General features: G+C 65.0%; 18 protein-coding genes. 6 read left to right on the top strand and 12 right to left on the bottom strand.

What is annotated here, in order from left to right:
• Nucleotides 1–5: 5 nt before the first annotated feature.
• The 3 genes from cobD to cobU are packed head-to-tail and all read right to left on the bottom strand — an operon-like array spanning nucleotide 6 to nucleotide 2,497.
• The gene (gene cobD / locus QEN71_RS25110; RefSeq protein ID WP_201659185.1) at nucleotides 6–1,007 is read right to left on the bottom strand and encodes a threonine-phosphate decarboxylase CobD; all 1,002 of its coding nucleotides are present in this window, start codon (nucleotides 1,005–1,007) and stop codon (nucleotides 6–8) included.
• A 3-nt stretch (nucleotides 1,008–1,010) separates the two neighbouring features.
• The gene (gene cbiB, locus QEN71_RS25105) at nucleotides 1,011–1,952 is read right to left on the bottom strand and encodes an adenosylcobinamide-phosphate synthase CbiB (RefSeq protein ID WP_201659188.1); all 942 of its coding nucleotides are present in this window, start codon (nucleotides 1,950–1,952) and stop codon (nucleotides 1,011–1,013) included.
• Nucleotides 1,949–2,497, bottom strand: a complete 549-nt coding sequence (cobU, locus tag QEN71_RS25100) for a bifunctional adenosylcobinamide kinase/adenosylcobinamide-phosphate guanylyltransferase (protein ID WP_201659190.1) — start codon at nucleotides 2,495–2,497, stop codon at nucleotides 1,949–1,951. Before cobU ends, cbiB begins: the two co-directional genes overlap by 4 nt.
• A 129-nt stretch (nucleotides 2,498–2,626) precedes the next feature.
• Here cobU and QEN71_RS25095 point away from each other — a divergent pair, with 129 nt between their 5' ends.
• Together QEN71_RS25095 and QEN71_RS25090 are read left to right on the top strand one after the other, a co-directional pair.
• Entirely contained in the window at nucleotides 2,627–4,081 is a 1,455-nt protein-coding gene (locus QEN71_RS25095) for a cobyric acid synthase (RefSeq protein WP_201659230.1), read from the top strand.
• A gap of 122 nt (nucleotides 4,082–4,203) precedes the next feature.
• Entirely contained in the window at nucleotides 4,204–4,638 is a 435-nt protein-coding gene (locus QEN71_RS25090; RefSeq protein ID WP_201659193.1) for a DoxX family protein, read from the top strand.
• A gap of 38 nt (nucleotides 4,639–4,676) precedes the next feature.
• Here the strand turns inward: QEN71_RS25090 and QEN71_RS25085 are convergent, their stop codons facing one another.
• Nucleotides 4,677–6,347 carry a tetratricopeptide repeat protein gene (locus QEN71_RS25085; protein ID WP_201659196.1) on the bottom strand — a complete coding sequence of 557 codons (1,671 nt, stop codon included), beginning with the start codon at nucleotides 6,345–6,347 and terminating at the stop codon, nucleotides 4,677–4,679.
• Nucleotides 6,348–6,480: 133 nt separating this feature from the next.
• The gene (locus tag QEN71_RS25080; RefSeq protein WP_201659198.1) at nucleotides 6,481–6,900 is read right to left on the bottom strand and encodes a PaaI family thioesterase; all 420 of its coding nucleotides are present in this window, start codon (nucleotides 6,898–6,900) and stop codon (nucleotides 6,481–6,483) included.
• Nucleotides 6,901–7,127: 227 nt separating this feature from the next.
• Here QEN71_RS25080 and QEN71_RS25075 point away from each other — a divergent pair, with 227 nt between their 5' ends.
• On the top strand, nucleotides 7,128–7,832 hold the full coding sequence (locus QEN71_RS25075) for a ParA family protein (RefSeq protein WP_201659200.1): 705 nt from the start codon (nucleotides 7,128–7,130) through the stop codon (nucleotides 7,830–7,832).
• Nucleotides 7,833–7,896: 64 nt separating this feature from the next.
• On the opposite strand, the gene panD is transcribed toward QEN71_RS25075, so the two are convergent.
• The 4 genes from panD to QEN71_RS25055 form a co-directional block, all read right to left on the bottom strand.
• Nucleotides 7,897–8,283 carry an aspartate 1-decarboxylase gene (gene panD / locus QEN71_RS25070; protein ID WP_201659202.1) on the bottom strand — a complete coding sequence of 129 codons (387 nt, stop codon included), beginning with the start codon at nucleotides 8,281–8,283 and terminating at the stop codon, nucleotides 7,897–7,899.
• An 18-nt stretch (nucleotides 8,284–8,301) separates the two neighbouring features.
• Entirely contained in the window at nucleotides 8,302–9,135 is an 834-nt protein-coding gene (gene panC, locus QEN71_RS25065) for a pantoate--beta-alanine ligase (protein WP_201659205.1), read from the bottom strand.
• Between the two features lie 306 nt (nucleotides 9,136–9,441).
• The gene (locus tag QEN71_RS25060) at nucleotides 9,442–10,314 is read right to left on the bottom strand and encodes a segregation and condensation protein A (RefSeq protein ID WP_201659207.1); all 873 of its coding nucleotides are present in this window, start codon (nucleotides 10,312–10,314) and stop codon (nucleotides 9,442–9,444) included.
• Nucleotides 10,315–10,500 (bottom strand): DUF3460 family protein, encoded by a 186-nt coding sequence (locus QEN71_RS25055; protein ID WP_201659209.1) that lies wholly within the window; start codon nucleotides 10,498–10,500, stop codon nucleotides 10,315–10,317.
• 312 nt (nucleotides 10,501–10,812) lie between these two features.
• Here QEN71_RS25055 and QEN71_RS25050 point away from each other — a divergent pair, with 312 nt between their 5' ends.
• Together QEN71_RS25050 and QEN71_RS25045 are read left to right on the top strand one after the other, a co-directional pair.
• The gene (locus tag QEN71_RS25050) at nucleotides 10,813–12,660 is read left to right on the top strand and encodes an autotransporter assembly complex protein TamA (protein WP_201659211.1); all 1,848 of its coding nucleotides are present in this window, start codon (nucleotides 10,813–10,815) and stop codon (nucleotides 12,658–12,660) included.
• A 16-nt stretch (nucleotides 12,661–12,676) separates the two neighbouring features.
• The gene (locus QEN71_RS25045; protein ID WP_201659214.1) at nucleotides 12,677–16,981 is read left to right on the top strand and encodes a translocation/assembly module TamB domain-containing protein; all 4,305 of its coding nucleotides are present in this window, start codon (nucleotides 12,677–12,679) and stop codon (nucleotides 16,979–16,981) included.
• Nucleotides 16,982–17,066: 85 nt separating this feature from the next.
• Here the strand turns inward: QEN71_RS25045 and QEN71_RS25040 are convergent, their stop codons facing one another.
• Entirely contained in the window at nucleotides 17,067–18,980 is a 1,914-nt protein-coding gene (locus tag QEN71_RS25040) for an adhesin (RefSeq protein ID WP_201659217.1), read from the bottom strand.
• A gap of 1 nt (nucleotide 18,981) precedes the next feature.
• On the bottom strand, nucleotides 18,982–19,143 hold the full coding sequence (locus QEN71_RS25035; RefSeq protein ID WP_201659220.1) for a hypothetical protein: 162 nt from the start codon (nucleotides 19,141–19,143) through the stop codon (nucleotides 18,982–18,984).
• Between the two features lie 210 nt (nucleotides 19,144–19,353).
• Between QEN71_RS25035 and QEN71_RS25030 the strand changes: the two genes are divergently transcribed.
• The gene (locus QEN71_RS25030; RefSeq protein ID WP_456093887.1) at nucleotides 19,354–20,682 is read left to right on the top strand and encodes an IS4 family transposase; all 1,329 of its coding nucleotides are present in this window, start codon (nucleotides 19,354–19,356) and stop codon (nucleotides 20,680–20,682) included.
• 71 nt (nucleotides 20,683–20,753) lie between these two features.
• Here QEN71_RS25030 and metG read toward each other — a convergent pair whose 3' ends face one another.
• On the bottom strand, nucleotides 20,754–22,934 hold the full coding sequence (metG, locus tag QEN71_RS25025) for a methionine--tRNA ligase (protein ID WP_201660965.1): 2,181 nt from the start codon (nucleotides 22,932–22,934) through the stop codon (nucleotides 20,754–20,756).
• Nucleotides 22,935–23,477 lie beyond the last annotated feature (543 nt).

Genomic DNA, 23,477 nt, shown 5'->3' with positions numbered 1-23,477 from the left:
CGTTTTTAGAGCGTTGTCATTGCGTGATGCAGCGCGGCTTCGAGGCGCGTCCATTCGCTTTCCGTTGCAGGCAGACCGAAACGCACGCTCGCGGGGGCGGCGAAGAAGCGTGTCCATACGCCTTGTGCCGCGAGCGCGTGATGCAGTTGAGCGGCGCGCGTGTCGGCGATCCATGCGAACAGCGGCGTCGAATGAACGGTGAAGCGATGCGCGTTCAACAGCGCGACGAGACGCGAGCTTTCGTGTTCGAGTTGCGCGCGCATGTTCTCTTGCCAGGCTGTATCGGCGAAGGCTGCGCTGACGGCATGACGCGCAGGACCGCTGACGGTCCACGCGCCGAGCGTTTCATCGAGCGCTTCGAGCAGCCGCGGACACGCCAGCACGAAGCCCGCACGCACGCCCGCGAGTCCGAAAAACTTGCCCGGAGAACGCAGCACGACGACCCCTTCGCGATGCGTGTGCGCAGCGATCGATTGAGACGGCAGCGCATCGGCGAACGCTTCGTCGACGATCAGCGTGCCGCCGCGTTCATTCAATGCAGCGTGCCATTGCAGCAGCGTCGACGCGTTTAGATGCTCGGCCGTCGGGTTGTTCGGATTGACGACGACAACATGCTTGAGGTTATCGGGCAGCGCAGCGCGCGTGACATCGAGCGTCATCACACGATGCCCGGCACGCGCGAACGCAGGCGCATATTCGCCATACGTCAACCGCGCAATGCCTACCGTGCCGCGTTCGAGCAACATCGGCAGCGCCCGTATCGCCGCCTGGCTCCCCGCGACGGGCAACACATGCGATGCATCCGGCGCGCCGTAATAGCGCGCCGCGCGTTCCGCGAAACCGTCGCCGCTGTCGGGCAGACGACGCCAGGCATCGGCGGGAACGGGCGGCACGGGATAGCCATGCGGATTGATGCCCGTCGACAGATCGAGCCACGCGTCGTACGGAATGCCGTAGCGTTGCGCCGCTTCGTGCAGATTGCCGCCGTGCTGAATGGTCTGTGTCATCGGTTAGCTCTGGAACGGCACGCTCAGCAGCGCGAGCGCAATGAACGCGGCGAGCCACAGAATCACCGTTCGTTCGACGAGTATCAGCGCCGACTCGACATGCCGCGCGCTGGCCGTGTGACCGGCGCCGAGCACGGGACGCTGTTCTATCACGCCGTGATACACAGCCGCGCCGCCGAGCAGCACGTTGAGGCTGCCCGCACCCGAGGCCATCACGGGCCCCGCGTTCGGGCTGTCCCAGCGCGGCGCCTGTTCGCGCCAGCATTGCAGGGCGGTGCGCGTGTCGCCGAGCAGCGCGTAGCTCAGCGCCGTCAAACGCGCGGGCACGTAGTTGAACGCGTCGTCAAAACGCGCGGCCGCCCAGCCGAAGCGCAGATAGCGCGGCGTGCGATAACCCCACATCGCATCGAGCGTATTCGCGAGACGAAAGGCGAGCGCGCCCGGCCCGCCGAAAATCACGAACCAGAACAGCGCGCCGAAGATCGCATCGTTGCCGTTTTCCAATGCGGATTCCACCGCGGCGCGCGACAGCGCGCCTTCATCGGCATCCGACGTTTCGCGCGATACGATGCGCGCCGTCAGCACGCGCGCCTGCGCGAGATCGCGCTTTGCGAGCGCGCGGCCGATCGGTTCGATGTGATCGTGCAGACTGCGCGCGCCGAGCGCGAAGTAGAGCAACGCGACATGCACCACGCACGCCCAGATGAACGGCAGCGCGAGCACGAGCCATGTCGCGATCAGCACGGGCGGCGCGACGGCGAGCAGCCACGCGAGTATGCCCAGCAGCCGTCCGCGTCGCCCCGTGTTCAGCGCGGCTTCGATTTTCGCCGCGAGCTTGCCGAAACCGACGAGAGGATGCGTGCGCTCCGGTTCGCCGAACCATCGGTCGACCGCGACGGAGGCCGTGGCGAGCGTCGCGACGAGCGGCAACGACAGCAGCATCATGCGCGGCCCGCTTGCTTGAGCGACAGCGGCAAACCCGCGACCATCATCGTGGCCTGCGTGCTGATGGCCGCGATGCGCTGATTCAGCCGTCCGAGTTCGTCGACGTAAAGACGCGTCGCTGCGCCGAGCGGGATCACGCCAAGACCGATCTCGTTGCTGACGACGATGATCTTCGAATGCGCCTGCGCGAGCGCCGTTTCGAGCGCGGCGAATCGGTCGAGATAATTGGCGAGCGGAGGAGAACCATCGGCGGGGCAGAGCAGATTCGCGAGCCACAGCGTCAGGCAGTCGATCAGGATGCAGTGGTCTGCCTTGTCGATGGACGCGATGGCTTGCGGCAAATCGAGCGGCGCTTCGAGCAGCGCCCAATGCGCGGGCCGCCGCTCGCGATGACGTGCGACGCGTGCAGCGAATTCCTCGTCGCCGATGCGCGCGGTCGCGACATAGGTGACAGGCCATGTGCTCGCGCTCGCGAGTTGTTCGGCATGCAGGCTCTTGCCCGAGCGTGCGCCGCCGAGAACGAAGGTGAGGTCGCGGGAAATCATCGCGTGATTGTACCGACTGTGCCGGTGGGATAATGCGGGCTTCCCTTTTGCTGCTTCGCGCACGTGGCCACAGTGTCCGCTCAACTCGACCTCTCTCCCGATTCGCAGGACGTGCCGCGCGGCACGCTGATGATTCAAGGCACGACTTCCGATGCCGGCAAGAGCACGCTCGTCGCCGGTCTGTGCCGGCTCGCGCGGCGCGCGGGCGTGCGGGTCGCGCCGTTCAAGCCGCAGAACATGGCGCTCAACAGCGCAGTGACCGTCGACGGCGGCGAGATCGGCCGCGCGCAGGCGTTGCAGGCGGTTGCGGCGGGCATCGACGCGCACACCGATCTGAACCCCGTGCTGCTCAAGCCGACCAGCGATCGCGGCGCGCAGGTGATCATCCACGGCAAGGCGCGCATGAACCTCGATGCGCGCGCGTATCACGACTACAAGCCCGTCGCGTTCGAAGCGGTGCTGGAATCGTATGCGCGGCTGAAGGCGTCTTACGACGCGATCTTCGTCGAAGGCGCGGGCAGTCCCGCCGAAATCAATCTGCGCGAGCGCGACATCGCGAACATGGGTTTTGCTGAAGCCGTCGATTGTCCCGTCGTGCTCGTCGCCGACATCGATCGCGGCGGCGTGTTCGCGCATCTGACGGGCACGCTCGCGTGTTTGTCGGAAAGCGAGCAGGCGCGCGTGCGCGGCTTCGTGATCAACCGTTTTCGCGGCGACGTGAGCTTGCTGCAACCGGGGCTCGACTGGCTCGAAGCGAAGACGGGCAAGCCCGTGCTCGGCGTCGTGCCGTATCTGCATGGCCTCACGCTCGATGCCGAAGACATGCTGCCGCGCGAGCTGCGCGCCGCGCAGGCGAGTGCGGAGGCGTTGCGCGTCGTCGTGCCCGCGTTGCCGCATATCAGCAATCACACGGATTTCGACGCACTGCGTGCGCATCCTCAGGTCGACTTTCACTACGTGCGTTCGGGCACCACGCCGCCGCCCGCTGACCTGATCATTCTGCCGGGTTCGAAGAACGTGCAGGGCGATCTCGCGTTTTTGCGCGCGCAAGGCTGGGACGCCGTGTTGCAAAAGCATCTGCGTTACGGCGGACGCGTGATCGGCATTTGCGGCGGCATGCAGATGCTCGGTCGCGAGGTGGCGGATCCGTATGGCGTGGAAGGGCCGCCCGCGACGGTCGCCGGGCTCGGCTGGCTCGATTTCTCGACGACGCTCACGCGCGAGAAGACACTGAAGAACGTAACGGGTCGGCTCGCGACGAGCACCGCCGATGTCGCGGGCTACGAGATCCACATGGGCGAGACGCAAGGGCCCGCACTCGATGCGCCCGCACTGCTGCTCGCCGACGAAGCGGGCGGTGTGCGTCCCGATGGCGCGCGTTCCGCCGACAACCAGATTCTCGCGACCTACGTGCACGGTCTGTTCGACACGCCCGCCGCCTGCGCGTCGCTGCTCGAATGGGCCGGGCTGAAAAATGCCGATGCAATCGACTATCCGGCATTGCGCGAAGCTTCGCTGGAACGGCTCGCCGACACGCTCGCCGGGCATCTCGATCTGAAACGTCTGTGGGCGGCGGTCGGCTGATTCCTTCTCATCAGGAATTAATCTAAGCCGCCAAGGTGATTTTTCCCGCCCAGCGGTTCGAATAAAGTCCGTTCCATCGACGGCGCAGTCCGCGCCGTCAAACCCGATCCCGAGGAACCGACATGAACCCGACCGCAAGCAACAAAGCCGATCTGGCCGCCACGATCCTGCGCGTCGCGCTGGGCGTGATGTATCTGGCGCACAGCCTGCAGAAAATCTTCGTCTTCACGCTGCCGGGCACGGCGCAATTCTTCCAGTCGATCGGCTATCCGGGCTGGCTCGGCTATCTGACCGCGTTCGTCGAACTGTTCGGCGGGATTGCGCTGCTGCTCGGCGTGCAGGTCCGCTGGGTCGCGCTGGTGCTGGTGCCGTTCATGCTCGGCGCGCTGTCCGTGCATCTGCCGAACGGCTGGGGCTTTGCGTCGCCGCACGGCGGCTGGGAATATCCGGCGTTCTGGGCGGTGACGCTCGTCGTGCAGTCGCTGCTCGGCAATGGGCTGTTTGCTGTCGGCGGCGTGAAGGCGGCGTCGGTCGGGCAGGTGCGCAACGCGGCCTGAACTTGATGTGAGACGGGCATGCCGGCATGCCCGTCTGGTCATTTTTCCAGATGCCGGAGCGCATCCGCCATGCGTTCGGCGACTTCCCGCCAGTCGTCCGCAGCCGACTGCCTGAACAGGCGCATCACGCCCGGATACCACGGCGTATCGTCGCGTTCGAGCAGCCAGCGCCAGTCGGTCCAGTCGTGCGGCAGCATCAGCCAGCACGGTTTGCCGAGCGCGCCCGCCACATGCGCGGCCGCCGTATCGACGGCGATCAGCAAATCCAGTTGCGCGATGATCGCGGCCGTATCCGCGAAATCCTCGATACCCGAGCCAAGACTCACGATGGGCTGCCCGTCAGGCGGCGCGGCCGCTTCGTCCTCGCCCTGGCCTTTTTGCAGGCTGAAAAACGTCACGCCTGCCACGGTCCACAGCGGCGCGAGCGGCGTGAGATCGGGAAGCGAGCGCGTCGCGTCGTGCTGGTTGCCGGCGAAGCCCTTCCAGACGAGCCCGATTTTTAGCCCCGGCGCCTTCGACAGATGGACACGCCATCGCTCGACGCGCTCCGGCAATGCACGCAGATAAGGCAGCGCGGCGGGAATGGTGTCGAGCGTCGTGCCGAACCGCAATGGCAGGCTCAGCGGATACGCCCAGAAGTCGTGCTGCCCGATCTGGCCGCTGTGCGTCGTGACGGCGTCGATGCTGTCGAGCGTTTCCATCAACGGTTTGAGCGGCGCCGGGCACATCAGCGTCAAGTGCCGCACGCCGAGTGCCTTCAGAAGCGGCGCGTAGCGCGCGAACTGCACGCAGTCGCCGTAGCCTTGCTCGTGCCACAGCACGAGCGTCTTTCCGTCGAGTGACTCGCCTTGCCACTGCGGCGTCCCGGCGGGCGGCGGAATGTCCTTCGGCGCGCGCTGCGGCGCGTAACGGGCCTCAGCGTGCGGCCAGCCTTCCGCCAGACGGCCCTGAGTGAGCAGCAGCACGGCGAGGTTCCAGTGAGCGTCGGCGAAATCCGGCGCTAGCGCGAGGGTCTGCCGGTAGACGGCTTCCGCTTCGTCGTATCGGCCCGTGAGCTTGAGCGCCGTGCCAAGGTTGTGCAGCGCGTCGCGATGATCGGGCTGAACGGCGAGCGCCCGCCGGAACGCCATCTCGGCCTCGGCGGGACGCACGCTGCGCAAGAGCGCCATGCCGAGGTTGTACAGCGCGTGGATATACGTGCCGTCGATGTCGAGCGCCTCGCCAAACGTGGCGATGGCGTCGTCGAAGCGGTTCTCGTGCAGCAGCAGGTTGCCGAGATTGTTGCGGACAGCGAGCATCTTCGGCTCGAGTTCGATTGACCTGCGATACGCCGCTTCGGCTTCGCGCGGACGCGCCGTTCGCGTCAGTGTTTCGGCAAGGTAGAAATGGGCGAGCCCGCAGCGCGGATCGACGTCGATGGCTCGACGGCCGCTTGCTTCGGCCTCTTGCAGTCGCCCACGGCGCAGCAGCAGTTCGGCGAGATTGGCGTGGAAATGCGCGTCGTCGCGCAACGCGATCGCGCGGTGCAGCAGCGCTTCGCCTTCGATCCATACGCCGCGCGCCGACAGTACGACGCCGAGCAGATGCAGCGCGTCGGCGTGATGCGGGTCGTGTTCGAGCACGGCGCGATAGCCGCGTTCGGCTTCGTCGAGCCGGCCGGCGAGATGGGCTTCGAAGGCGGCCTGGAAGTTCGCTGGTTCAGGAGGCATGGTGCGGGCGCAGCAGGGACGCTGCGGGGACGGCAATGATGCTCCCGATCATAATCGCCCGATGTTCCGGAGTGCTCGCGAGATTTGTCGTAAATCGTCACTTTTCGCGAGCGCCGTCGCCGCCCGCGTGAACTCAGTACAGCACGATCTGCGTGCAGCGGAACAGGGCCATCGTCTTGCCGTTGGCATCGGTGACGGTCGCGTCCCACACCTGCGTGCTGCGTCCCAGATGCACGGCTTTGGCGACGGCGCGGATCGTTCCGTCCCGCGACGTGCCGAGGAAGTTGCTCTTTAGCTCGATGGTCGTGAAATTGGTTGCGTTGTCGGGCAGGTGCGCGAGGCACGCATAGCCGCATGCCGTATCGGCGAGCGCCACGACGGTTGCCGCGTGAAGGTAGCCGTTCGGCGCGAGAAGGTCGCTGCGCACGGTCAGTTCGGCCGTCAGCGTGCCTTCGTCGAGCGCGAGGACGCGCACGCCCAGCAGGCCGGGCAGCGAGCCCTTCTGGCGTTCGTGAAGACGGTCGATCGTGTAGTCGCTGCGCAGTTTGCTCATGGTCATGATTCTCGGAAAAAGGGGCTGGAAGCGTCCCTCAGGTGCGTAGGGACTTCGGCCGGACGGGTTTTGCCGATATTATCAACGCCTGGAACGAATGGGCCACGCCGCGTGCACGGGCGCTCGCAAGCAGGATCAGCCGTCACTGCGAGCCGCCGCGCGCGGGCGGGCCGGAAGTCGAGCGGCAAACCGGCTGGCCAGCGCCAGCCTTCTTCCCGGGAGAATTCATGACGGTGATCGTGATAGCGAATCCAAAGGGCGGCGTGGGCAAGAGCACGCTGTCGACCAATCTGGCTGGCTACTTTGCGGCGGAAGGCCAATGGGTCGCGCTCGCCGATCTCGACCGGCAGCAGTCCGCGCACGCGTGGCTCGATCTGCGTCCGGAAACCTTGCCGGCCATCGAAACATGGCAGGTCGATCCCGACTCGCCCGTGAAGCCGCCCAAGGGCCTCGAGCAGGCCGTGATCGATACGCCCGCCGGGCTGCACGGCAACCGGCTGAACGTCGCGCTGTCGCTGGCCGACAAGGTGATCGTGCCGCTCCAGCCGTCCATCTTCGATATCCTCGCGACCAAGGAATTTCTCGAACGCCTCGCGAAGGAAAAGGCCGTCCGCAAAGGCGCGATCGAGATCGGCGTGGTCGGCATGCGGGTGGATGCGCGCACGAAGTCGGCGGACCAGTTGCATCGCTTCGTCGAAGGGCTCGATCTGCCCGTGCTCGGCTATCTGCGCGACACACAGAATTACGTGCAGCTGGCGGCGCACGGCCTGACGCTGTGGGACGTCGCGAAGAGCCGTGTCGAGAAGGATCTGGAGCAGTGGGAGTCGATCACCGCGTGGGTCGACGGGAAAGGCCACGGCATTAAAGCCGAGAGCGCCAAGGCTGAGAACGGCAAGCCCGCGAACGGGAAGGGCGGCAACAAAAAGGGCTGAAGGCGCGCGGTTCTCGCGCAGCTTCAGCCCTTTTTCTGTTCCGGCGGCCAGACAGCCGCGGCGTTCAGGTCCAGCTTTGCGTCGGCACGTGGTCGCGGCTGCCCTTGATCGCGTTGTTCTCGTCGACGAACACCAGATCCGGCTTCCAGCCTGCCTTGAGTTCTTCCTCGTCGACGTTCGCGAACGCCGCGATGATCACCAGATCGCCCAGTTGCGCGCGCCGCGCCGCCGAGCCGTTCAGCGAAATCATGCCGCTGCCGCGCTCGCCCTTGATCGCGTACGTCGAAAAGCGCTCGCCGTTGTTGATGTTCCAGATGTCGATGCGCTCGTTCTCGACGATATTCGCCGCTTCGAGCAGGTTTTCGTCGATCGCGCACGATCCTTCGTAGTGCAGTTCACAGTGCGTCACCACCGCGCGGTGGATCTTCGACTTCAGCATATTGCGTTGCATGGCTAGTCCTTCCGGCCGTCAGATTTCGAGGTTGTCGATCAGGCGCGTCGCGCCGAGCTTCGCCGCCGCCACCACGACGAGCGGCGCATCCAGTTCGTCCGCGGCGGGCGCGATCAGGTTCGCGCGCTTGCGAATCGCGATGTAGTCCGGCTTCCAGCCGCGCGCGGCGAGCGACGCCATCGCTTCCTGTTCGAGCTTCGCGAAGTCGCGGTTGCCCGACAGCACGGCCTGACGCATGCCTTGCAGCGTGGCCGCGAGCATCGGCGCTTCGGCGCGCTCGGCTTCTGAAAGAAAGCGATTGCGCGAACTCAGCGCGAGGCCGTCGTTATCGCGGATGGTTTCGGCAGCGATGATGTCGGTCGGCAGCGCGAACTGCTCGGTCATCGCGCGCACGATCATCAATTGCTGGTAATCCTTCTTGCCGAACACGGCGACGCGCGGCTGCACGCACGACATCAGCTTCATCACGACCGTGCACACGCCCGTGAAGAAGCCGGGGCGGAACTCGCCTTCCAGGATGTCGCCGAGGTTATGCGGCGGATGCACGCGGTATTCCTGCGGCTGCGGATACATGTCGCGCTCCGTCGGCGCGAACAGCACGTAGACGTTTTCTTTCTGCAGCTTCTCGATGTCGTCCTGAAGCGTGCGCGGGTATTTGTCGAAGTCCTCGTTCGGGCCGAACTGCAGCCGGTTCACGAAGATGCTCGCCACGACCGGGTCGCCGTGCTGGCGCGCGAGGCGCATCAGCGACAGATGGCCCTCATGCAGGTTGCCCATCGTCGGCACGAAGGCGGTGCGGTTCTGGCCGCGCAACTGGTCGCGCAATTCCTGGATCGAACTGATGACTTTCATGATCGGGCGATGTTGGGAGTCACGCGGAGCGCCGACGGGCGGCAGCGTGGCTCGCGGTTGTCTCGTTCACGCGACGATGCGCGCGGTTGCGGGAAAGTCCACACGAGGCCGGGAGAGGCCAGCCGCTGGACGGGCCGTCCGGGGACGGCTTCAAAGCGCCGGATTGTAGTGGATTTATTGTCGCGCTGCACCGATTCCGGGCAGCCGGGTAAACGCCTGGAATCCTGGATAGTGGGGCGAATTGCCGGTGCGTCAGGGCGCGGCCATGGCGTCGTGCAACGGTTCGCCCGCACGCCCGGCAGCCTGTCAGGCGGGCAGATAGGCGAGCCGCACGTAAATCGGCGCGAACGGCTCGGCCTGCGTGATCTCGATCAACGATTCACGCGACAGTTCGAGCATCGCGATGAAGTTCACGACCACGACGGGCACGCCGCGCGTCGTGTCGAACAGCTCGGAGAACTCCATGAAGCGCGCGTTCTGCAGGCGGCGCAGGATCACGCTCATGTGTTCGCGCACGGACAGTTCCTCGCGCGAAATCTTGTGATGCTGGACGAGCTTCGCGCGCTTGATCACGTCGGCCCACGCGGAACGCAGGTCGTCCGTGTCGACGTCGGGAAAGCGCGGCGAGATGCTCTGCTCGATGTACACGTCGGCGCGCAGGAAGTCGCGCCCGAGCTGCGGCAGGTGGTCGAGGCGCTGCGCGGCGAGCTTCATCTGCTCGTATTCGAGCAGGCGGCGCACCAGCTCGGCGCGCGGGTCTTCCGCTTCCTCGCCCGTATCCGCCTTCTTCACGGGCAGCAGCATGCGCGATTTGATCTCGATGAGCATGGCCGCCATCAGCAGATATTCGGCGGCGAGTTCGAGATTGGTCTTGCGCAGCTGTTCGACATAGCCGAGATACTGGGCCGTCACATCGGCCATCGGAATGTCGAGCACGTTGAAGTTCTGCTTGCGGATCAGGTACAGCAACAGGTCCAGCGGGCCTTCGAAAGTCTCGAGAAAGACTTCGAGCGCGTCGGGCGGGATGTACAGATCCTGCGGCAGCTTGAAGAGCGGCTCGCCGTACAGGCGAGCGAAAGCGATGCCGTCGACGGTGTTGGTCGTCGAATCGGTGGCGGGCGTGGCGAGCGCTGCGTCGGATTGTTCCGATGCGGCGCGGGCCTCGTCGGCAGTGGTCACTTAAAAGTTCTGGTAGTAGACGTACGAGGTCTGCTGCACGCGTGCAGCCTGATTGGACGCGCGTTCGTCGAGGTCGATCGGCTGCTTGTCCCACAGCAGGGCGCGGCCGCGGCGCTGCTCGTCTTCGAGAGTGGGCTTTTGCTGCTTCAGTTGATTCAGGAACTGCGTGATATCCGATTGATACATGGCTCGACGTCCGTGAATGGAGATGACGGCGCCCGGAATGTGCGTCTGGAGCGGGGCCGTTGGTGCAGAACAGGATTTTACCGCAAGCCCGTGCCAGTCAAGTGAAAAGTCGGCGGAACCGCGTCCGGCGGGCGGCGTCAAAGGCGGGCGCGCGTTTTGCCTTGCTGGCGGGCACGGCGCGGCGCGTGCCTGTCGGGTGCGCGTCGCCGCCGATGTGTTCAAATAGCGCTCGTTCCCCCGCGCCACGTCTGTCCTGGCGGCGCCGGGTGTCGGCATTCTTCAACCAGGCGTCAAAAGAGCCGGAGGTCTTGTTTGGCGGGGTGGGCCATCGAGCGGTCGTTCAGGCGCCGCAGCGAAAGCACAGTGACGGACGGACGCGCGATGCGGCGCGCATCGTTTGGCGCGACGCTGCTGCGCGCCTGTCTGTCGTGCGGATTCTGCGCGCTGCTGCTCGTGACGACGCACGCCTGGGCCGCGCGCGTGAAGCCGACGTACAAGGTCGATGTCGAGGCCGAGCCGCGCGCGCTGCGCAAGCTGCTCGAAGAGCACCTGGACATTTCCCGTTTCGCGAAACGCGAGGACATCAGCCCCGAGCAGTTCGATTTCCTCGTGACGGCGACGCCGCAGCAGGTGCGCGATCTCGCGTCGACGGAAGGCTATTTCACACCCGTCGTGCGAACCGACGTGCGCACCATCGACGATAAAAAGGTCGTGCGCGTATCCGTCGATCCCGGCCCGCGCACGACCATTTCTTCGATTTCGCTGTCGTTTCGCGGCCCCGTGCTGACGGAAGATCCCGAGCAGGAGAACAAGACCCGCTTCGCGTTCTCGCTGCACGAAGGCGATCCGTTCACGCAGGGCGACTGGGACGATGCGAAGGACGCGGCGCTCAAGGCGCTGCAATCTCGCCGCTATCTGGGCGCGAAGATCTACCGTTCGGAAGCGCGGATCGATCCGCGCACGCACGACGCGAAGCTGTCCGTCACCTTCGACAGCGGTCCGACTTTCACGATGGGCGGGCTCGATGTATCGGGTCCGCGGCGCTACCCGGAGCGCATCATCGAAAACGTGAATCCGATCTCGCCGGGCGAAGTCTACGACGTGCAGCGCGTGACCGAACTGCAGCGCCAGTTGCAGAACACGCCGTACTACGCGAGCGTCGCGATCGACGTCGGCAACGACACCGAAAAGCCGCTCGAAACGCCCGTCCACGTGAAGGTCAGCGAGTATCCGTACAACAGCATCCGCGGCGGCGTCGGCTATTCGACGGACACGGGCGCGCATGTGCAGGGCTCGTATTCGTATCTCGACACGTTCGGCGCGGCGTGGCCGTTCACCGTCGCGGGCCGGCTCGACCAGATCCAGCAGTACGGCCAGGTGACGCTCGCGATGCCGCCCGGCCAGCGCGGCTGGACCAACAGCGCGCTGGTGTCGTACACCAGCACGAACGTGTCCGATACGCGTATCTACAGCTTGCGCGCGGGCTTGCAGCGAACCCGGACCTCGCAGTACATCGACTACGCGTATTCGATCCTGTACTACCAGGACAGGCTGGACCAGAACACCCAGGCGCCGACCACGAGCCGCGCGCTCGTGCCCGCGTGGTCGTGGACGCGCCGCAATACCGACGATCCGCTGTTCCCGCGCTCGGGCAACCTGATTCACGTCGAGGCAGGCTTTGCCGTGAAGGGTGCGCTCACCGACCAGACTTTCATCCGCGGCTATGCGCGCGGCCAGCAGTACCTGCCCGTCGGCGCGCGCGACCTCGTCCTGTTTCGAGCGGAGCTGGGCGGCGTGTTCACGAGCGGGCCGTCGAGTGGCGTCCCTGCCTCGCTGCTGTTTCGTGCGGGCGGGTCGAATTCGGTGCGCGGTTACGGCTATCAGAGTATCGGTAACAACGTCGGCGGTTCGATTCTGCCGACCAAGTACCTCGTGACGGCCACTTCCGAATATCAGCACTGGTTCAACCGCGACTGGGGCGCGGCCGCGTTCTTCGACATCGGCACGGCCACCGACGCATGGGGCGAAAAGGTCTTCTATCCGGGCGTCGGCGTGGGCGCGCGCTGGCGCAGCCCGGTCGGCCCGGTGAATATCGACATCGCGTACGGCACGCGCAACCGCAGCGTGCGGCCGTATCTGACGCTCGGCATCGCGTTCTGACATCACAACTTTGAGCATGACGACGGACCCATCCGCGAATTCATCCGAAAACCCGTCCGGTATGCCGCCCGGCGAGCCGCCGCGCGGGCCGGAGGGTTCGGACGCGCCGCCGCCTCCGCGCAAGCCGCGGCGCAGGCTGTGGAAGGTGATCGCGTGGGCGATCTTCGCGCCGTTGATGATCGTCGCGATCGTCGGCGGCTTGCTGTATGGCGTCGTCGTGACCGAGCGCGGCACCGCGTACGCGTGGCAGGCGGCCGTGAAGCTGCTGCACGGACAGCTCGAAGGCAAGCTCGACGGCGGCTCGATTGCGACGGGGCTGCACATGCGCGATGTGCGCTGGCGCAGTCTCGACGGCAGCGGCACGGATATCCGCATCGATCGTATCGACGGACGCTGGGCGCTCGACGACAAGCCCTGGCGTTTCATCGTCGATTATCTGCACATCGGCACCGTCGACGCGCGCATCGCGCCGTCCACGTCGAAGTCCGAGCCGATGAGCCTGCCGAAGGATCTGCGCCTGCCGCTGCAACTGGCCGTGCGCGATCTGAGCGTCGGGAAACTCGTGCTGCACGAGGGCGCGTCGACGTCCGAATATGGGCGTCTGCTGTTCCACGGACGCAGCGACGGCCGTCATCACGAGGCTTCCGTCGACCGCCTCGATACGCCGTTCGGCGCGGTGACGGCGGCGGCGAAGCTCGACGGCATGCACCCGTTTCCGCTGACGGGCGACGCCGGATATTCCGGCAAGGTCAACGACGAGGCGGTGCAGGTGCGCGCGCATCTGTCGGGCTCGCTCGAAACGCTGATCGCCGAACTCGACGCGACGGGGATGAAGCTGACGGGCCACGCGCGCGTCGAAGCGACGCCGTTCGCGGAGGTGCCGCTGCAGCGCGCGACGCTGACGTTCGACCACGTCAATCCGCAGGCATTCGCGCCGGGCGCGCCGCTGGCGGATCTCGCCGTGCGCGCGGAGTTGCAGCCGGTGCAGGGGGAGGATGCAGCAAGTATTGCGAGCGCGGCGGTTGCCGCCAGTTCGGCAAGTTCGGCGGCGAGCGCGGCGAGTGGTGTGAAACCGGCGCGTTCAGCCAGTTCAGCGAAGTCAGCAAGCGCAGCAAGCGGCGCCATCCTCGCCAGCGCTTCAACGCTCGCCAGCGCGCCCGCTGCCGCATCGCAAGCAGAAGCCAACGCCGAACACCGCCCGCAGGGTTTTGCGGTACGCGGTCAGGTATCGATCGTGAACGCGAAGCCCGGCTCGATCGACCAGCATCTGCTGCCGCTGATCGACGCGCACGCCGACGTGCAACTCGACGCGAAAGCGCAGCGCATTTCGAATCTCAACGTTCGACTCGTCAAGGAAGCGACGATTACGGGCGGCGGCGCGCTGATGGGCAAGCGCGGCCAGTTCGATCTGAACGTCGCGAAGCTCGATCTGAACGCGCTGCAGTCGAGTGTGCGGCCGACGCAGTTCGCCGGTCCCGTCTCGATTCGTCTGAACGACGACGTGCAGAGCGTCACGCTCGATCTGAACGATCCGAAGGCGTCGCTGCGTGCGCAGGGCAAGATCACGCTCGACCGCGCGCGCACGAGCTTCAACGACGTGCGTGTGAGCGCCGGCAAGGGACGCATCGATCTCAGCGGCGCAATCAAGCGCGACGCCAGCTCGACGTACAACCTGAAGGCGACGTTGAAGGACTTCGATCCGTTGTTGCTGACGACACAGACGCCTTCGCATACCGCAGCGCCTTCCAGCGCCGGCGCGGCAAAAGGCAAAGGCAAGCGCACGCAGACAAACGCGCCGAAAACATCACCGAAAGTAAAAACGGCAGCGAAAGCGCCCGCTTCGCGCAAGATCGAAGCGCGCGTGAACGGCACGCTGACGGCAACCGGCCTGCTCGCGCCGACCTTCACGACGAAGGCTGAATTCAAGCTCGGCGAAAGCGTCTACGACGGCCTGCCGATGACGGGCAGCGGCACCATCCAGCTGGCCGGCTCGCGCATTCTGCCGAGCCGCGCGAACCTGTCGGTGGCGGGCAATCAGGTCGATCTGCAAGGCAGCTTCGGCGCGCGCGGCGATCGTCTGCGTTTTCATGTCGACGCGCCGGAACTGGAGCGGCTCGGCTTCGGCCTCGCCGGCCTCGTCGCGGCGCAGGGCGACGTGACGGGCACGTTCGAACATCCGAACGTCGCGCTCGACTACAAGGCGGACAGCGTCGTCTTCGGCTCGAACAAGGTCGGTCATGCGGAAGGACACGCCGAGTTGCGCGACGGCGCCAACGGCGCGATGAACTTCACGACGGACGCGCGCAACGTCAGCGCGGCGGGCGTCGAACTGAACGCGCTCACCGCGCGCCTGAACGGCACGCGCGCGAAGCACACGCTCGATGCCGCCGCGACGGGCACGCTGCAGGGCCGGCCGCTCGACCTGGCCGTGGCCGCGAACGGCAAGCTCACCGACGCCCGCGACGGCACGCACTGGGACGGCACGGTCACGCGCCTGTCGAACAAGGGTACGCCCGCGCTGAACATGGAGTCGCCGCTTACGGTCAGCGCTGGCGGCGGCCGCGTCACGCTCGGGGCGACGCGCTTCACGCTCGAAGGCGCCGTGCTCGATCTGAAGTCGTTCGCGCTCGATCGTGGGCGCATCCGTTCGGCGGGCACGCTGACGGGCGTATCGGTGGCGCGCATGCTCGAACTGCGCCAGGAGTTCACGGGCGTGCCGTCGACGCTCAAGACCGACCTCGTGTTCGACGGCAACTGGGACTTCGCGCTCGCCGACACGGCGACGGGCCATATCGAGCTGAAACGGCGCGGCGGCGACATCACGATCGAAGTGGGGCGCGGCTTCGCGCCGCTCGGCATCACCGACATCGCCGCGCGCGCGGATTTCAGCGGCGGCAACCAGCTGAACGCGACCGTGCACGCGCAGGCGAGCCGCATCGGCGTGATCGATGCGTCGGCACACACGACGCTCGTGCCGCGCGATGGCGTGCTGACCGTCAACGAGGAAGGTCCGCTGACGGGCTCGATCAACGCGAACGTGCCGTCGCTGAAAACGACGGGCGGCCTGTTCGGGCCGAGTTATCTGCTCGACGGGCATCTCGCGCTCAAGCTCGCGCTCGGCGGCACGGTCGCGAAACCGAATCTGTCGGGATCGCTGGTCGGCGACGGCATTTCCGCGACCCTCGTCGATCTTGGCGTGCAGCTGAAGGACGGCATCGTGCGGATTGCGCTGTCCGAAAACCTCGTCGATTTCCAGCAGGTCGAGTTCCACGGCGCGACGGGCACGCTGCGCGCGTCGGGCCGCGTGCGGCTCGATAACGCCGAGCCTGATCTGACGGCGAGCATCGTCGCCGACAAGCTCGAACTGTTCGCGTCGCCTGACCGGCAACTGACGATGTCGGGCAGCGCGAGCGTCGCGAACGCGGGCACGCAGGGCGGTCTCGCGATCAATGGCAAGTTCGTGATCGATCACGCGCTCTTCGATATGCCCGACAAATCCGAGCCGCGTCTGGGCGACGATATCGTGGTGGTGCGCCCGGATGGATCGGTGGCGAGCGGCAAGCCGCAGGAAGTCGGCAATTCGAACAAGCCGGTTGGGCCGTTCGCGCCGCGCGCCAATATCGATATCGATCTCGGCCAGAAATTCCGTTTCCGCGGGCAGGGCGCGGATGTCGGCCTGCGCGGCACGATTACCGCGCTGAGCGCGCCGAATATGCCGCTGCGTGCGGTCGGCAACGTGCGCGTGACGGAAGGCTCGACCTATACGGCGTTTGGCCGGAAGCTCGGCATCGAGAACGGCTTCTTCACGTTCAACGGGCCGGTCGCGAATCCGGGCATCAATATTCTCGCGATGCGGCGCAACCAGCAGGTCGAAGCGGGCGTGCAGGTGACGGGCACGATCCAGTCGCCCGTCGCGAAGCTGGTGTCGGAGCCGAACGTGCCGGACAACGAAAAGCTGTCATGGCTGCTGTTCGGTCACGGCACCGATCAGGGCAACAACGTCGGTCAGCAAAGTACGATGACGACGGCGCTGGCGCTGCTCGGCAGTGCGAGCGGCAAGCGGATCGCGCAGGAATTCGGACTCGACGAATTCTCGATCGGGCGCAGCGAAGTGGGTCTGACCGACCCGCAGGTGGTGATGGTGTCGAAGGCGATCAGCGAGTGGCTCGTGATCGGCTACGAACAGGGCTTGCAGTCGGCGAGCAACGCGGTCAAGGCGACCGTGAACCTGACGCGCTACTGGTCGGTGGCCGCGTACGGCGGGACGTTCCAGGGGATGGACCTGCAATACACGCGGCGTTTCGACCGGCTGCGGTGGTGACGTGAGCTTGACTTAGAACTGACGTAAAAAAACCGGCGGGCGCGAGCGCCTGGCCGGTTTTTTCTTTGGCGGATACGAGAGCGTGTTACTTGCGCTTCGTCTTCGATTTGCCGCTGGTCTGCGACTTCACATGGTTCTGTGCTTGCGCATTAACCAGCGCGAGCACATTCCGGCCGAATGCTTCCGGACGTCCTTCGAAAATCCGCTCGACGGCTTTCTTCTCGATCATCTGACGGCGCAACGCCTCGCGTTCGTCATGCTGCGTGGCGAGGCGCACGGCGGCGCGCACGTATTCGTCGATCGAATGCGCCGTCAGCCACGCGGGCATGCCGGCGCGTTCGAACAGACCGCTGTCGATGTGCTCGAATACCTCGCGGCCGCACAGGTTCACGCCGGGCAAGCCGAGCGTGAATGCATCGACGATGCCATTCGTGTTGCCGAACGGGAACGGGCTCACGAACATGTCCATCACGTTGATGACCTTCAGATACGTGCTATACGACAGTCCGCCGTACACGAGCACGTTGCTGCGCGGCAGCGCGGACTCCACCAGCTTGCGCACATACGCGATGTCGAGACCTTCGGCCCACGACGTCATGAAGTGGAAGCACACAGGAACGCCGGCCGTTTCGATGATCTGCCGGCACGCGTCGAGAAAGCGCGGATTGAGCTTCATCGCGCTCGCGGTCACGGCGATGTTCACGTACATGCCGCGCTCGGGAACGCTCGGCGTGATGTCGGTCAGCAGCTTCGACGGCACGTAGGGCTGGCCGTCCTTCGGCAGACGCATCAGCTTTTCGCTGAAGCACATCGGATCGCCGACAAAATCTTCTTCGACGCTCACGTAGTCGATGCACTCGGCATGCATCGTCGCGGGATGGCCGAGCGCGGCGATCTGCAGCGGCGCGACGCGCACGTTGGTCATGAAAATGGTATGCGGGAACATGCCGACGCTCGGCATGTAGAGCACGGCAGGCCGGTTCTCGCGCGCGAAGTCCTCGACCTGACGCACGATCTCGCCGACATACTCGGGATGTTCGAACGGAATGAAGCGGTCGAACACCTCGCGTCCCGCGGCATCCACGTGCTGCTCTTCGCCGAACGCGACGACTTCGAAGCGTTCGCGCGCCGCGAGCATCGTGCGCGAATGCGTGCGATAGATCGAATGGCCGCCGTTGAACCATTCGAGCACGACGATCATCAGCGGCTTGTGGTTTTCGCGCTTTCCCCGCGCTTCCAGCGCGACGGCGCGACCAGGTTCTGCCTCATGTGCGAGCAAGCCGAGCGAGTCGAGCTTTCTGCGCACGAGCTGGCTGATGCCGCGCTTCATCGCGTGCCGGTTCGGCAGGTCCGAGTAGCTGCAATGCATGTAGGCGCCGCAGACGGCGGAGCCCGGCAGTTCGTCGAGATCTTCGATGGATTCGAGCGCGCGCGGCAGCCATTCGATCATGCGCTCACGTTTCGCATGCGCGGCCGGCGAGATCACCACGGCGGAACCGACAACCGACATGCCGAGGCTCGTCGCCAGCACGGGCTCGCTTTGGGCGAGATCGGCGAGGTCGATGTCGTATTCGGATTCGACGGTGTACAACACGATCTGTTTGCGGATCAGCGCCTTCGCTTCTTCGGGATCGTTCGATTGGGCGGAGTGCGCGAGCAGTGCGCGCAGGATGTGATCCATGCTGCCGTACGAGGACGCGACGAACAGCATGTTGAGCCAGTGACGGGCAGAGAAAAGCTGATTGAACTGCACGTCCGTCAACCGGAAGTGCGGATCGGCGAGGAGAACCGTGATCGCGTCGGCGATGCGCTGGAGCGTCAACGCAGCTTCTTCACTCGCGGGCCGGGTGGGATCGGCGAAGGCCAGATCGACGCCCGGCAGACGGCTGCGATTCGAAATGAACGTGTTGATCAGCACGACGAGCGCCTCGTGCGCGGCGTCGTAATCGCGCGAGGCGACGAGGGTTTCGAACTGATCGAGGGAAAATTCAGTGCTCATGTCATTCATCGAGTGAACGCGGCTCGAGTCTCGTCGAGCGCGTCGTGTGAACAGGGGAAGTGGGCGGATCGCCGCGCGAGACCTGGCGGCGTGTGGGCGCCGCCGAACCATCCGCCGTGATGCGCGTGTCGTCGGCGGACTGGGTCGCTGACGTGCGTGTCACAAACTGGTCTCAATTTTCGAAGAATTACCGATGAATGAATCTAGGAGCAGTCTTATTTTGAGAAAGGCGCCGGCCGCGTCAGCAGGCGAACAGGCGAAAAAAAAGCACGTCCGAAGACGTAATGCCGTTCAGTTAAGCGACTGAACGGCATTTTTATTGGTAGCTCGAATTGGTTGTAAACGCGGCGTGGCGATGTTAACTTTCATCGCCATGCTGGTCGATGATTTGCGCCTCCTTGTTGAATCACAGCCGCCGCTCGATTGGGACCGGCTGGGCCAGCATCTGCCGTACAAATGGATCGAGTATGCGGTGCAGGCCAGTGGCAGTGCCAGCGTGCGTCGGCGTCGGCTACCCGCACAGCAGGTCGTGTGGCTAGTGATTGCGCTGGCGTTGTATCGGCACCAGTCGATCAGCGAGGTCGTCGATGAACTGGACCTTGCGCTACCCGCACCCGATGCGTCATTTGTCAGCAAGAGCGCCATCGCCCAGGCGCGGCAGCGTATCGGCGCCGCCCCCCTGGCGTGGCTGTTTCATGAATCGGCCCGGAACTGGATCGCGCAGGATCAGGCGAAGTACCTGTTCAAGGGATTCTCGCTATTCGCGATGGATGGCACGACGCTGCGAACCACCGACAGTGTCGCCAACCGCAGGCATTTCGGCGCCTCGGCTGCCGCTCACGGTCGGGTGGGCAGCTATCCCCAACTGCGCGCGGTCACGCTCACCGCCCTGGCGACGCATCTGGTGTGTGATGCCGGGTTCGGCCCTTACGATATCAATGAGATGATCTGGGCGCGTGAGCTCATCCCTCGTGTGCCAGACAACTCCATTACCGTTTTTGATAAGGGGTTCCTGTCGGCCCAGATCCTGTGCAATCTGGCTTCAGGCGGCGAGAACCGGCATTTCATCATCCCGGCCAGATCGAACCTGCGCTGGGAGGTCGTGAGCGGGTGCGACGGTGACCAGATCGTGCGCATGCGTGTGTCGCCGCAGGCCCGCACGAAATGCCCCGAGCTGCCCGAATTCTGGCAGGCGCGCGCCGTGCTGGCCGTCGATGCACGTGGCCGGCAACGGACATTGCTCACGTCCCTGACTGATCGAAGGCGTTTCAAGGCGGCTGACATTGTGTCGTGCTACGAGCGTCGCTGGCAGATCGAGACCAGCTACCATGAACTGAAGCAGTCGATGCTGGGCATGGAACTGACCCTTCGCAGCCAGACCGTACAAGGTGTCTATCAGGAGTTCTGGGGGGCTCTGATCGCCTATAACCTGAGTCGCCTGGAGATGGCCAGGGCGGCACTCGACGCCCGGCACGCACCCGACGAGCTGAGCTTCATCCGCGCGTTTCACACCATTCAGTACGAAATGACGTGGGCGGCCGTGACGCGCTCGTACGGCAAACTGCCAGCGCTGCTCAGGCGCCTGCGCGAGCGGCTCAAGCAACTTCCCAACGACAAACGGCCCGGGCGCAGTTGCGCTCGGGCCGTCAAATCCAGACCGTTTCGCTATACCGTTCGGTTCCTCAAAAGAGACCTTAACTGAACGGCATTACGTCCGAAGACGTGCTTTTCTGGTTGGCGCGACGAGGGTGCCAGGGGAGCCGTGAGCCTGCGTTACTTCACGCGCATGCCCGGCTTCGCGCCGCTGTCCGGTTCGAGCACATAGATGCCCGGTTCGGCTTTCTCATCCGCAGCCGATGCCGCGAGCACCATGCCTTCCGACAAGCCGAACTTCATCTTGCGCGGCGCGAGGTTCGCGACCATCACGGTCAGCTTGCCGACCAGCTGCTCCGGCTGATACGCCGACTTGATGCCCGAGAACACGTTGCGCGTCTTCTCTTCGCCGACGTCGAGCGTCAGTTGCAGCAGCTTGTCCGAGCCTTCGACCGCTTTGCAATCGACGATCTTCGCGATGCGCAGATCGATCTTCGCGAAGTCGTCGATCGTGATGATGCCGCTGTCGTCGGCCTTCGCGGGCGCGTCGCCGTGCGCGTGGGCCGTCGCTTTCGCGTGCGCCTTGGCTTTCGCCTTGGCGTCGGCCGTTTGCGTTTCGGCGCCAGCTGCCGGCTGCAGCGAGCCGCGGTTCGCGGTCAGCAGCGCTTCGATCTGCTTCGGATCGACGCGCGTCATCAGATGCTTGTACGCGTTGATCGCGCGCGTCGACGTCAGCGGCGTGTCGGCGTCTGTCCACTTGAGCGGCTGGATGCCGAGGAACGACTCGGCGGCTTCGATGACCTTCGGCAGCACCGGCTTGAGCGCCAGCGACAACAGACGGAACGCTTCCAGCGACACGCTGCACGTTTCATGCAGCGCAACCGAGTTCGCGGGATCCTTCGCCTGATCCCACGGCTTGGCCGTGTCGACGTAAGCGTTGACGGAGTCCGCGAGTTCCATCGTCAGACGCAGCGCGCGGCCGTAGTCGCGTGCCTCGTAGTGCGCGGCGATCTGCGGAATCGCGTTGCGCAGCGACGCGAGCAGCGGATGCTGCATCGCGCTGTCCTGCACGCGGCCGTCGAAGCGCTTGATCAGGAAACCCGCCGCGCGGCTCGCGATGTTCACGTACTTGCCGACGAGGTCGCTGTTCACGCGCGCCTGGAAGTCTTCCAGGTTCAGGTCGATGTCTTCCATCGTGCTGTTCAGCTTGGCCGCGAAGTAGTAGCGCAGCCATTCCGGGTTCATGCCCGTTTCGATCACGCTGTTCGCCGTGATGAAGGTGCCGCGCGACTTCGACATCTTCGCGCCGTCGACGGTCAGGAAGCCGTGCGCGAACACGTTGGTCGGCGTGCGATGACCCGAGAACTCGAGCATCGCCGGCCAGAACAGCGTGTGGAAGTACAGGATGTCCTTGCCGATGAAGTGATACTGCTCGGTCGTCGCGCCTTTTTTCGTCCACGCGTCGAAATCGAGGCCGCGCTTTTCCGCAAGACTCCTGAAGCTCGCGTAGTAGCCGACGGGCGCGTCCAGCCACACGTAGAAGTACTTGCCCGGCGCACCCGGAATTTCGAAGCCGAAATAGGGCGCGTCGCGCGAGATGTCCCAGTCGGCGAGCTTGGCTTCGCCGGCGTCGCCGAGCCACTCGCGCATCTTGTTGGTCGCTTCCTGCTGCGCGAGACCGCCGACCCAGCCGCGCAGAAAATTCTCGCAGCGCGGATCGGACAGCTTGAAGAAGTAGTGCGTCGATGTCTTCTTGATGGGCGTCGCGCCCGACACGACGGAGTACGGATTGATCAGCTCAGTCGGCTGATAGGTCGAGCCGCACACTTCGCAGTTGTCGCCGTACTGGTCCTTCGCGTGGCACTTCGGGCACTCGCCCTTGATGAAGCGGTCCGGCAGGAACATTTCCTTGACGGGGTCGTACGCCTGCTCGATGTCGCGCGCTTCGATCAGTCCGGCCGCCTGCAGCGACGTGTAGATCGATTCGGACAGCACGCGGTTTTCTTCGGAATCGGTCGAGTAGTAGTTGTCGAACGAAATGCCGAACGCGTCGAAGTCGCGCTTGTGCTCCTGCCACACGCGGTCGATCAGCTGCTTGGGCGTGATGCCTTCCTGCTCCGCCTTCAGCATGATCGGGGTGCCGTGCGTGTCGTCGGCGCCGACGTAGTAGACCTCGTGCCCGTGCATTCGCAGCGCGCGGACCCAGATGTCCGTCTGGATATATTCGACCAGATGGCCGATATGGATTTGCCCGTTCGCGTACGGCAGGGCAGACGTGACGAGGATCTGGCGGCGGCCCTGCGGCGCGCCGGCGGCGGTGAGGTCCGCGGATTGAACCGCGGTGGCGTCGGTTGCTGACATGTGGGTTCTATGGACTGGCGGAAGTACGGGCGGCCGTCTCGACGTTCGACGTCGGTGGACGGCGCTGCGCCCAGGACCGCACGGGCGGGTTGCGCTCATGCAGCTCGGGTTATCGAACGCGGCGGCGCGGACTTTCGTCGCGGGAAACCGGCCCGAACCGTCGATTTTACCAGCGTGATCCCGCGAAGGCAGCGCGTATGCGATGCGTGTGACGGCGCGACGCGTGTCACGTTGCGTTCACAGTTGTCGTACGGTAGAAGCGGAAGGGGATTCGCTGCTTGGGAAAGATGCGCTGCGAGCCCTGGAAACACGCCAGAACAGCAGGCAAAAAAAACCGGGGCTATGGGCCCCGGAGCAACAACGACAAGAGGAGAATGGTGACGCGGCGGCATCGCCGCACACGTACCGTAGAGACAGACCGCGGATTTTCACGAGAGTTCGAAAATTTTTTCGATTGGCTTGTGATGTTCGCCACGCGGCAGTTTGCAAGGCACCGCATCTGTCAGACGCAACCTCGCGAGCAGACCGCGAAGCTGCGTCCTT

It is taken from the genome of Paraburkholderia sabiae (genome assembly GCF_030412785.1).
Classification (GTDB): Bacteria; Pseudomonadota; Gammaproteobacteria; order Burkholderiales; family Burkholderiaceae; genus Paraburkholderia; species Paraburkholderia sabiae.
The sequence above is the reverse complement of the archived record's forward strand: the minus strand, read 5'-3'. Positions and strand labels throughout refer to the sequence as shown.

What these genes read in the sequence shown, in the direction of transcription:
- cobD (WP_201659185.1), bottom strand. Translation starts at nt 1,007, where the DNA reads ATGACACAGACCATTCAGCACGGCGGCAATCTGCACGAAGCGGCGCAA.
- cbiB (WP_201659188.1), bottom strand. Translation starts at nt 1,952, where the DNA reads ATGATGCTGCTGTCGTTGCCGCTCGTCGCGACGCTCGCCACGGCCTCC.
- cobU (WP_201659190.1), bottom strand. Translation starts at nt 2,497, where the DNA reads ATGATTTCCCGCGACCTCACCTTCGTTCTCGGCGGCGCACGCTCGGGC.
- QEN71_RS25095 (WP_201659230.1), top strand. Translation starts at nt 2,627, where the DNA reads ATGATTCAAGGCACGACTTCCGATGCCGGCAAGAGCACGCTCGTCGCC.
- QEN71_RS25090 (WP_201659193.1), top strand. Translation starts at nt 4,204, where the DNA reads ATGAACCCGACCGCAAGCAACAAAGCCGATCTGGCCGCCACGATCCTG.
- QEN71_RS25085 (WP_201659196.1), bottom strand. Translation starts at nt 6,347, where the DNA reads ATGCCTCCTGAACCAGCGAACTTCCAGGCCGCCTTCGAAGCCCATCTC.
- QEN71_RS25080 (WP_201659198.1), bottom strand. Translation starts at nt 6,900, where the DNA reads ATGAGCAAACTGCGCAGCGACTACACGATCGACCGTCTTCACGAACGC.
- QEN71_RS25075 (WP_201659200.1), top strand. Translation starts at nt 7,128, where the DNA reads ATGACGGTGATCGTGATAGCGAATCCAAAGGGCGGCGTGGGCAAGAGC.
- panD (WP_201659202.1), bottom strand. Translation starts at nt 8,283, where the DNA reads ATGCAACGCAATATGCTGAAGTCGAAGATCCACCGCGCGGTGGTGACG.
- panC (WP_201659205.1), bottom strand. Translation starts at nt 9,135, where the DNA reads ATGAAAGTCATCAGTTCGATCCAGGAATTGCGCGACCAGTTGCGCGGC.
- QEN71_RS25055 (WP_201659209.1), bottom strand. Translation starts at nt 10,500, where the DNA reads ATGTATCAATCGGATATCACGCAGTTCCTGAATCAACTGAAGCAGCAA.
- QEN71_RS25045 (WP_201659214.1), top strand. Translation starts at nt 12,677, where the DNA reads ATGACGACGGACCCATCCGCGAATTCATCCGAAAACCCGTCCGGTATG.
- QEN71_RS25040 (WP_201659217.1), bottom strand. Translation starts at nt 18,980, where the DNA reads ATGAGCACTGAATTTTCCCTCGATCAGTTCGAAACCCTCGTCGCCTCG.
- QEN71_RS25030 (WP_456093887.1), top strand. Translation starts at nt 19,354, where the DNA reads ATGCTGGTCGATGATTTGCGCCTCCTTGTTGAATCACAGCCGCCGCTC.
- metG (WP_201660965.1), bottom strand. Translation starts at nt 22,934, where the DNA reads ATGTCAGCAACCGACGCCACCGCGGTTCAATCCGCGGACCTCACCGCC.